At 32.9% G+C, this 3,315-nt stretch carries 4 protein-coding genes; all 4 read left to right on the forward strand.

From position 1 onward, the window contains the following. Positions 1–416 (forward strand): hypothetical protein (locus SOP96_RS08725; protein ID WP_326320598.1); only part of this gene is annotated, 416 nt, incomplete at its 5' end. A gap of 499 nt (positions 417–915) precedes the next feature. After that, positions 916–1,470 (forward strand): DUF6705 family protein, encoded by a 555-nt coding sequence (locus SOP96_RS08730; RefSeq protein ID WP_326320599.1) that lies wholly within the window; start codon positions 916–918, stop codon positions 1,468–1,470. A gap of 6 nt (positions 1,471–1,476) precedes the next feature. Next, positions 1,477–2,727, forward strand: a complete 1,251-nt coding sequence (locus SOP96_RS08735; protein WP_326320600.1) for a hypothetical protein — start codon at positions 1,477–1,479, stop codon at positions 2,725–2,727. 10 nt (positions 2,728–2,737) lie between these two features. Continuing rightward, complete coding sequence (locus tag SOP96_RS08740) at positions 2,738–3,148, forward strand: hypothetical protein (protein ID WP_326320601.1); 411 nt, start codon at positions 2,738–2,740, stop codon at positions 3,146–3,148. Positions 3,149–3,315: the final 167 nt, after the last annotated feature.

Here is a 3,315-nt window from a genome sequence, read left to right on the forward strand (position 1 = left end):
CACAAAAAATTACCAAATTAGAATTCCATCATTCAAATGTTATTATTCCTTTTAGTTCTATAAATATTGTTTTTGAGCCTATTAAAAATAATAAAAAAGGAAAGATAAGGGTTAAGGTAAAAATGGATAGGGATGAAGAATATCATTTAAGAATTTCTGAAGAAAAATTTGTGAATATTTATAATGCTTGTTCTAAAATTAAATATGACACTGTTGCTGTTAAAGGTTATTTCCTAGACCCTTCATCTACGGATATTACTCTAACAGATAGTTTAGGAAATAAAAAATTTTATTACGCAGATGGTTTGAGTAGAAGATCACAGAAGGATAAACAGCAGAGTGACTTTTGGTATGCCACAACATTAATTGTAAAAGCAGCAAGATTGGAAATGGAAAATTTAATAGATTATAGATAAGTGGAAACTATATTCTCTGAATCAAAATTTATAAAATCTGATTATTTTTTATTATAATTATGCACCAAAAGATTATCCACAGCCATTACCAAAAAATATTGTTTTGACAAAACAATAAATAAACCTCCTTTTTTGGAGGTTTTAGTTATAAAACTCAAATTATGAAAATAATATTTTTAATGCTCATTTCCTTTATTGCAATTTCGTGTAACGCCCAAACTATTTCGTTAGAAGAAGCTGCACAATGTATGATAACTCCTAATTGTCCTGATTTCAGTTACAAAAGACATCAATAATTCTCTTGCTAAATATGTAGGAACCTGGAAGGGCATCTATAACGGAAAAGTTAATGAGTTGAAGTTTAATAAAAGTCTATATATCAAGACTTCACAGGCTTTAAAGAGATATAAAGGAAACCAATGGAAAAGCTATTGCAAAAACCAGACGGAACCATACAAAAAATACCTTGTCCTCAACCTTAATATTTACATCAATAGTTATGAAAAAAATATTTTTATCAACAATTATATTTTTGTCTGTGCAATGTAAAGCACAAATATATTCTTTAAGAACCTACGGTATTGAATTTCCTCAAAATTCATATGTGAAAGATACCAATAATGAATTACCTGCTTATGAAGGAATATGGAAAGGGATATGGAACAATAAAACAATATTTGTAACCTTCAAAAAGATAACAAATGAATACGATAAGGATTTTGAGTACTACAGAGATTTTTTAATTGCGAAATTTAAAGTCATAAATTCTAATGGTTTAGTTTTATTTGACAATACTTTATTGCCGGATAGTAAAGCTAAAATATTAGGGGGGAGATTTAGAAAAACAGATAACAAATACTCTCTTATCTATATAGATCCAGACCTATGCAGTATGTCAGGTAATATATATATTAACTTTACAGATGCTACCCAAACAAAATTGAACTGGAAAGCTGTATATGGTTGGGATCTTCTTACAGAGAGTTGCCCTTACTATGATTCTCCTACTTTTCCAGAACCTTTGCCCTATGAGATTATTCTAATTAAGCAATAAAACCTGGTGCTAAGCCCTCTCCCCGATGGAACCTTGAGGGAAATGCTCATTACTTATAACCTTACGGAGCAGGAAAAGCAAACCATGAATGCAGGGGGTATGGTAGACCTTGCCGGAAAAGTAAGCTATACCCCATTAGAAAGCGGAACGTACTCATCTGCCATGAAGCAGGATATGATATGTTACTATAAAACAATTTCTTATTATACTTCTTGCAGTGAAGGCGTTCACAATCATGGAGAAGCCTCTGATGAGGACGGTGGACCTTGTCAGGCTGAGACGCAATCTGTACTGGTGATTACCGTAACCCGTGTATGCGAGATGGTAGGCGGCGGAGGTACCGGGGAAGGGGTTCCTCCCGGAGTTACCAATCCCCAGGGAGGAGGAACAGGAGGCGGAACAACCGAACCGGGTGGCAGTAACGGATCTGCCAATACTTCCCAGCCATGCGATGGAAACGGCATCATTTCGCAGCCACAAGACCCAGGTACAACATTAGAATCGCAAACAGGATGTAATACAGGAACCCCTACGCTTCCGAATTTGGGATTACCTCCAAACAATCCTTGTGAAAAAGCTAACCAAGCGAATATAAAAGCAAAAGAACTTTTAAATCAGGCAAAAATTAATGCGGCTATTACAACAGCAGGAGCTACGGTAGCAACAGACCCTTTTGAAAAAGGCTTTAATTTTGGGACAAAAGATGATGGAAGTTATACCACCGGCGATATAAAGGTAGGAACGGAATCAGGCATTAATTTGCCTCCTACGGATTACGAATTTACCGTTACGGGATCTTTGCATACCCATAATGGGGATGCCTATGAATGTTTTTCGCCTAATGATTTTTATATTTTCCAGACTGCTAATAAATATAATGCTAATTTTAGCACTGCATTTGTATTAGGCTCTTCCGGCGGTATGTATAATGTATTTATTACAGATCTCACGAAGTTTAAAAATTTTAAGAATAATTATCCAAAAGCGGATTATATCGATGGGGCAGCCTGGAAAGAAGGAAGTTCTATACAAGTTGATTTTGATTTTGTAAGAGATAAGTTTAGAAAGCAAGGTAAAACGGATGATGAGGCTTTCGCATTGGCTCAGGCTTTTGTATTAAAAAAATATGATACGGGAATGGCAGTTAGCAAAAAGCAACCCAATGGAAGTTTTAAAACTCTATTTGTAAATGAACATATTGATCCAAATGATCCTATTAAGACTACTTATGAGCAAACAGATAATTGTAATCTTTAAAAAATTAACTATGAAAAATATATTTAAACTATTCAGTATTTTATTATTGCTTGTACTTAGCTGTAAAACCTATGCTCAATTAGATACACTAAGTTATATAAAGCAATTTGAGATTAATAAATCTCAATATATAAATAAACCTTTTTCCTATCTATTAGGTCAAATGACACAAATTCAACCTAAAACAGTTTGGGATACTGCTGCTCCTAAAACCAAATCAATTGTAAAAGCATCAAGATTCAAATTTTGCGGAATGGATTATAGTTTTAAAAATGCTATTACTTTGCATGTAATATGGGAAACCCCTATTCCTCGTTCCGATGTAAAATACTATGAAGATAAAAATCATTTTTATTTCACAAACGAAGAAAAAGCATTTTATGGCAATAAAATAGTGAAGGATATAATGGTTTATAAGTGATGAAGAATGTATTCAAAATAATTATTGCATTACTAATTACTTTTAGCTTTAAAGTTAATGCACAATTTGATACTTTAAGTTATATAAAACAATTTGAGATTAATAAAGACCAATATATAAACAAACCTTTTTCTTATTTATTAGGTCAAATGACACAGTTACAACCT

Origin of the sequence: Chryseobacterium salviniae (assembly GCF_035819015.1) — a bacterium.
Classification (GTDB): Bacteria; Bacteroidota; Bacteroidia; order Flavobacteriales; family Weeksellaceae; genus Chryseobacterium; species Chryseobacterium salviniae.

What these genes read in the sequence shown, in the direction of transcription:
- SOP96_RS08730 (WP_326320599.1), top strand. Translation starts at nt 916, where the DNA reads ATGAAAAAAATATTTTTATCAACAATTATATTTTTGTCTGTGCAATGT.
- SOP96_RS08740 (WP_326320601.1), top strand. Translation starts at nt 2,738, where the DNA reads ATGAAAAATATATTTAAACTATTCAGTATTTTATTATTGCTTGTACTT.